At 37.9% G+C, this 6000-nt stretch carries 4 protein-coding genes; all 4 read left to right on the top strand.

Annotation, left to right across the window (positions count from 1 at the left end):
- The coding region (locus X926_RS10210; protein WP_158245246.1) for a hypothetical protein at nt 1-1537 on the top strand (1537 nt) is incomplete at its 5' end.
- Nucleotides 1538-1551: 14 nt separating this feature from the next.
- The gene (locus tag X926_RS09315; RefSeq protein ID WP_103065896.1) at nt 1552-2250 is read left to right on the top strand and encodes a tRNA1(Val) (adenine(37)-N6)-methyltransferase; all 699 of its coding nucleotides are present in this window, start codon (nt 1552-1554) and stop codon (nt 2248-2250) included.
- A 278-nt stretch (nt 2251-2528) separates the two neighbouring features.
- Nucleotides 2529-3521, top strand: a complete 993-nt coding sequence (dprA, locus tag X926_RS09310; protein WP_158245245.1) for a DNA-processing protein DprA — start codon at nt 2529-2531, stop codon at nt 3519-3521.
- A gap of 110 nt (nt 3522-3631) precedes the next feature.
- Complete coding sequence (gene glgB / locus X926_RS09305; protein ID WP_103065894.1) at nt 3632-5818, top strand: 1,4-alpha-glucan branching protein GlgB; 2187 nt, start codon at nt 3632-3634, stop codon at nt 5816-5818.
- Nucleotides 5819-6000: the final 182 nt, after the last annotated feature.

The raw sequence follows: 6000 nt of genomic DNA, 5'->3' as shown, positions 1-6000 counted from the left end.
CCTCACGGGTGGGGAGCGGGGCGAAGGGGCGCTATACGACATCAGCGACGGCCCTCACAAAATCAACATCAAATTTTTAGATGACAAAAACAGAATTATCACCGAATATGCCACAAACATAACTTTTGATTCCACTCCACCAAAACCATCATATCTCAACCAAGAACTATCGGCAGGTAATTTAAATTTAGAATACAAAGTAGATGAAGAAGACTTTTCTACAGTCTCCTTATACTACAACGAAACAGAATTAGCCTCTTCAACTTCGTCACAAGACAGTTTCTCAATAAAAATTACCAAAGATTCCGGAATTACAAATTACGTTCTACGGTTCAAAGATGATGTCGAAAACACTTACGATCACAAGATCGAAATAGATACGGATATTGACAAACCCCCAGTTATAAATTCAGATATTATAAAGGTTGACCTTTTTTCAGAACTTGATATGGAGATTTCTGACGACTGGGATGATAATTTTTTGGTTCTCATAGACGACGGAAACGAGGTTAAATACCCATCAGACTTGTTACTACACCCAACAACCAATGCAACCATGATTGTTTTTGACTCAAACAAAAATAAAACCGAAAAATTTGTGAATTTTAATGTTGACGATCAAATCCCTACCCCACCTGAAATTACGGCAAGACTAATCTCTGAAGACATGGATTACATATCCTGGCGATATGATCCCAACTATCAAAATTACGTTGTTGAAAGATATGATGAAATATTGGGATGGCAAAAAGCTTTTGAATTAAAAAACACGTTCATTGAAAACCCAAATTATGATATTATTTTTGTAAGAAAAGTTACCAACAATGGAACATACGGGTTACCTTCAGATCCGGTAATCACTCTCTCAGAGGCTCTTGTTCCATATGCCTCAGGTACGATAAACAAAGTAGAAAAAAACCTCTTCTTACCACAAATTAACACGCCCTTTGTTATAGCTTCTGATATACTAATACCAGAAGGGAGAACATTCTTGGTAGAATCTGGAAACGAAGTCAGATTATATAACGGTGCTACTGTGGTTGTTGAAGGGTTAATGTTTTTAATGCCAGGATTTGATAAAACTCATATATTTGGAGAAGGAGAAATAGCGCTCAACGGTGGAACCATAATCGCCTACGACACAGACTTTGAAAACATAAAATTTACCGGCAAAGGAAAATTATTATTTTTTAAAAACTCAACCCTTGATAATTACAGCTCAATCGATACACAAAGTATAAGAAGAATTTGCATTTACGACTCATCCATATCCGACTACGTTAAAATAACAAACTCATCGGGTGTTTACATCGATAATACCTATTTAAAAGAAATATCGTTAAATAACGTGGCAGAATCATTATTCAAAAGCTCGACAATAGACCTTTTCAACTCATCTATAAACAGCAGAACGATAATGGAAACTTCTACTATAAAATTAATGAACATTGAAACATTCTCATTCATGAACAGCATTGATTCAAAAATAGAAAGACTAAATATAGAAGAATATTCAATATTTCTACAAAGAAAATAACAGGGCGCTAACACATGGACACAACCAACAAAATTCATCAAATAGACCAAATTTACAGATCACTAAAACTAAAAACACCCAACAAACATCATCTCCCAACACATGCAAGCGTACTATTATTAGCCACTCATCCAGCAAAAGACAACTCCACCATCGTCGAACTCGGAAGTGGCATAGGGCACGTCAGTCTCGTAATTGGGAAAATGCTAACAAACAGCAAAATCATTGGGATAGAAATACAAAAAGATCTATATGAATACTCCTTACAAAACAAAGAAATAAACGAAATAAACAACGTAGAATTCCTCAATACAGAAGTAAAAAACGTCAAAAACTATTTTGAAACAGAAACTATAGACTATGTAATTTCAAATCCTCCACACTACTTTGATGGATTAAAAAGTCAAATCAGCGATAGAAAAATCGCCAGATCAGCGGAAGACCTAAAAGTATTAGAAGATTTCATCCAAGCCTCAAAATATCTTTTAAAAAACAAAGGACTAGGCTGTTTTATAATTCATCCTTACGTTCTTTCAGACGTATTAATAATCTTAAAAAAAAATAATTTAGAACCTCAACACATATATATCGCCTACGGGAACAAAGAAAAAGATGCCCAACTAATCTCTTTGACATTCAGAAAAAACGGAGGTAGAAATCTGCTCATTCACCCTCCAATCTTCCTCTCAGAATGGGGCGCGGAGCGCAGTTAAAGGAAAGCCCTCCCTTCCTTAAATGGGTGGGGAGCGGGGGAAGGGCGCTAAATAAAGAACTCTTTTCCTTATGGGTGCGTTCGGAGACCTTAAGGGGTTTACCCTTCAATGTTTGGGTTAAAGGGACCGCAGGTCCCTTCCTAAAAAGGGTGGGCTGCGGGGCGAAGGGGCGCAAATAAAGACTAAGCGCAGCTTACAAAAAACCAATAAAAATCATTCCACAAAAATAAGAAATTGATTCTAGAGGGAACCAGGGAGGAAGGAGGCTTTCACAATCATTGAACATACTAGACATCATAACCCTCAAAGAAGTATATAAAAAATCCAACAAAGAGCTCTTAGAATACACAGAAACAGACACATCACCCACACTATTCAAAGAAGAATTCGAAGAAAACAAAAGAAAAATAGTCCAAAGCTTGGATAAGATAAAAGATTTAGGCATAATCACTTACTGGGATGAAGAATATCCAGATCTATTAAAAAACATCAACGACCCTCCAGTAATTCTTTACTATTTCGGTGATCCATCGCTTTTAAAAAGCAAAACCGTCTCCATTGTTGGTACAAGAAAAGTCACAGACTACGGAAAATCTATATGCATTGAAATCGCCAAAGCCCTGAGCAGCTACACAGTAGTAAGCGGAATGGCATATGGAATCGACTCGATAGCCCAAAGAAACGCTAAAAAAACGATCGCCGTTCTCGGGAACGGGATAGACATAATATATCCAAAATCTAACGAATCACTCTACAACAAAATAAAAGAAGAAGGGCTAATAATATCAGAATATTTTCCAGGTACCAGGGCAACAAAGTACACATTCCCGTACAGGAACCGCATAATTGCAGCTCTATCAGAAAAAACCATAGTCGTTGAAGCTGCTAAAAAAAGTGGATCATTGATAACCGCAAGATACGCACTCGATTATGGAAGAGAAGTATTAGCCGTACCAGGGGATATAACAAGGTTAAATTCATACGGTACTAATTATCTAATCTACTCTGGCGCCACCCCCATTATATCTATACAACATCTCAAAGAGTTATTTGGAATAACCAACCTAGAAGTAGAAAACTACAATGAAAATCCTGAAGAAATGGAGTTAAAAGAAAAAATACTAAAACTAATAAACGAAGGGAAAAATAACTTAGACTCAATATGTGAAACCTTAAAAGAAGACGTCTCTACAATATTATCCACTATAATGCAACTAGAAATAGATGGGAAACTCTCCCAAGAAAACGGCACCTACTTTACGATAAATTAATAAAAACCTTCCCTATGGGTGGACTGCTGGAGAAAGGAGCTATCAAAGAACCTTTTCCTTATGGGCGGGCTGCGGGGGAAGGGCGCTAACACAAAAGGAGGTGGCAACACATGCCAATACTAACGGAACAAGAAATAAATATGCTTGTTAACGCAGAATGTCACGACCCCTTTATCTATCTAGGCTTAAGAGAACTCGACAAAGAAAACTTAGTCATAAGGGTTCTTCAACCCTTTGCAAAAGAAGCATATTTGATTTCTAAAAATGCCACAGTAAAACTCGATAAAATTCACGAAACTGGACTCTTTGAAAAAAAGATCCCAGGTTCACAAATATTTGAATACGAAATAAAATGCACAGACTACAACGGCAACACCTGGACTTACAAAGATCCATACTCTTTTTTACCAGTCATATCTGAATACGACAGATATCTCTTCAACGAAGGAAACCATTACAAAATATACGAAAAACTAGGTGCACACCCAATGAAAATAAATGGAATCGAAGGGGTTTTATTCTCAACGTGGGCGCCAAACGCTAAAAGAGTCAGCGTCGTTGGTAACTTCAACAACTGGGATGGAAGAATTCATCAAATGAGGGTCTTAGGTCAATCAGGAATATGGGAAATCTTCGTTCCTGGTGTTGTTGAAGGAGACTTATACAAATTTGAAATCAAAACCAAAAATGGAGACCTCTTACTCAAAACAGACCCTTACGGAACTTACTTTGAAGTAAGGCCTAAAACAGCTGCCATTGTATACGATATACAAAACAAATACACATGGAACGACTCCAAATGGATGGAAGAAAGAAAAAATAAAAATTGGATAAAAGAGCCAATGTCAATCTATGAAGTCCATTTAGGCTCATGGGCAAGAAAAGATGAAAATCAATTTCTAAATTATAAAGAACTAGCGGAAAAACTTTCAGCATACCTTAAAGAAAACCATTTCACTCACATAGAACTATTACCTGTAAGCGAACACCCCTTAGACATCTCTTGGGGATACCAAGTAACAGGTTACTATGCTCCAACAAGCAGGTTTGGGAAACCCGAAGAATTCATGTACTTTGTCGATAAAATGCATCAAGAAGGTATAGGTGTCATCGTTGACTGGGTACCTGGTCACTTTCCAAAAGACGCACATGCTTTGGGAAGATTTGACGGCACAGCCCTTTACGAGCACCTTGACAGCAGATTGGGAGAACACAAAGACTGGGGAACATACATATTCAATTACGGAAGAACTGAAGTTAAAAACTTCCTATTGGCAAATGCACTATTTTGGTTAGACAAATACCACATCGACGGCTTAAGGGTAGACGCTGTAGCTTCAATGCTATACTTAGACTACAGCAGACAAGATGGGGAATGGATTCCCAACAAATACGGCGGAAGAGAAAATCTTGAAGCCATCGATTTCATCAAGCAACTCAACACCGTCACCTATCAGTACTTCCCTGGGATTGTAACCATTGCAGAAGAATCTACTGCATTTCCAGGAGTAACTACGCCGGTTCATGAAGGAGGCTTAGGGTTCGCATTCAAATGGAACATGGGGTGGATGAACGACACATTAAGATACTTTAGTAAAGACCCAATATTTAGAAAATACCATCAAAACGACCTCACATTTTCCCTAGTATACGCTTTTTCCGAAAACTTTATCTTATCCATTTCTCATGACGAAGTCGTACATGGCAAAAGGTCCCTTTTGGAAAAAATGCCAGGTGATGATTGGCAAAAATTCGCCAACTTAAGGCTCTTTTACTCCTACATGTATGCCCATCCTGGCAAAAATTTACTCTTTATGGGAAGTGAAATAGCCCAAAGAAAAGAATGGGACTGCTCTAACAGTTTAGACTGGCACCTATTACAATACGAACCTCACAAAAAAACACAACTATTTTTAAAAGACTTAAATATACTGTACAAAAATCATCCCGCATTATTTGAAATTGATCACCGTTATGAAGGCTTCGAATGGATAGACTTCAACGATGCGGACAACAGTGTAATATCTTTTATAAGAAAATCAGAAAATGAAGATGAAATTATCGTCTGCGTCTTCAATTTCACACCAGTGCCAAGGGATAACTATAGAATAGGCGTACCAAAAAAAGGCGTATACCAAGAAATACTCAACACAGACTGGACACAATACTACGGAAGTGGAGTCGACAATCCAAAAGAAGTATACTCCCAAGACATACCTATGCATGGAAGAGAACAATCCATAATACTCACACTACCACCTCTAGGTGGTCTATATTTCAAATTCCTAATAAAATAAAGGCCCCTTCCTTATGAACGGAATGGTTCATATTCCTTTCCTCCTTGCTAAAACGGGCGGGGAGCCGGGATAGGGCGCTAAAAAAGAACCTTTTACTCACGGGTAGAACGGTGCAATCCTTTCCTTTTTCCTTAAATGGGTGGGCTGCGGGGCGAAGGGGCGCAAATAAAGACTAAGCGCAG

This window comes from Petrotoga sp. HWHPT.55.6.3 (assembly GCF_002895495.1).
GTDB classification, from domain to species: domain Bacteria; phylum Thermotogota; class Thermotogae; order Petrotogales; family Petrotogaceae; genus Petrotoga; species Petrotoga mobilis.
The sequence above is the reverse complement of the archived record's forward strand: the minus strand, read 5'-3'. Positions and strand labels throughout refer to the sequence as shown.

Coding starts and splice junctions, on each gene's coding strand:
- X926_RS09315 (WP_103065896.1), top strand. CDS start 1,552: ATGGACACAACCAACAAAATTCATCAAATAGACCAAATTTACAGATCA.
- glgB (WP_103065894.1), top strand. CDS start 3,632: ATGCCAATACTAACGGAACAAGAAATAAATATGCTTGTTAACGCAGAA.